Below are 730 nucleotides of genomic sequence, written 5' to 3'. Positions count from 1 at the left end.
CTCTAAGACCTGTTTTTTAGTATAATTTAACTACCATGCAAAATCATACTAGATTTAATCATAAAGCAAAGATCAAAAAAATGCAACTATCTTTTAGTTTTGATTTGACTAATAATTTTGATATGGATGATGAGGTTTTCCTGGTGCACAATATTGTTGAGGAGATGAATTTGAGTTTTTTAAATAGTGCCTACTCGAGTAGAGGTAGAAAGCCAGTCGCAGGGCCAAAGACCATGTTGAAAATTTTAGTTTTTGCATATTTAAATAGAAAATACTCAGCTAGAGATATTGAAGACGCTTGTAAGTATGATCTTCGATTTAGGTGGCTTTTGAATAATGGTAAAACCCCTGATCATGTAACCATTAATAGGTTTAGAAATAAGATATATCCTTTTATGGATGAAATTTTAGATCAATTGGTAAGCCTGTTAATTGAACAAAAAGAAATTGACTTAAAAAGCATATACATAGATGGAACAAAGATAGAGGCAAATGCTAATAGGTATACATTCGTCTGGAAAAAGTCTATTCTTAAATATCAAGAAAAATTGATACAAAAAATACTAGAATACTTCCATATTAGTAAAGATATGTCTAGTAAAGACTGTAAAAAACTTGTTCTGACTGAATTTAATAATTTAAGAAATGCCTGAAAATCAAAAAACATAATATTTGTTTACGGTAAAGGAAAAAGAAAGTCAGAAGAACAGAGAAAATATGAAATGTTGGA

Annotated in this window: 1 protein-coding gene; it reads left to right on the top strand. The window is 29.0% G+C overall.

Annotated features, from left to right (window positions below; genetic code table 11):
• Positions 1-143: 143 nt before the first annotated feature.
• Positions 144-653, top strand: coding sequence for a transposase (locus K8M07_RS12530; RefSeq protein ID WP_223379450.1), 510 nt, complete (start codon positions 144-146; stop codon positions 651-653).
• Positions 654-730 lie beyond the last annotated feature (77 nt).

It is taken from the genome of Schnuerera sp. xch1 (assembly GCF_019931165.1).
GTDB lineage: Bacteria > Bacillota > Clostridia > Tissierellales > Tepidimicrobiaceae > JAIOUP01.
The sequence above is the reverse complement of the archived record's forward strand: the minus strand, read 5'-3'. Positions and strand labels throughout refer to the sequence as shown.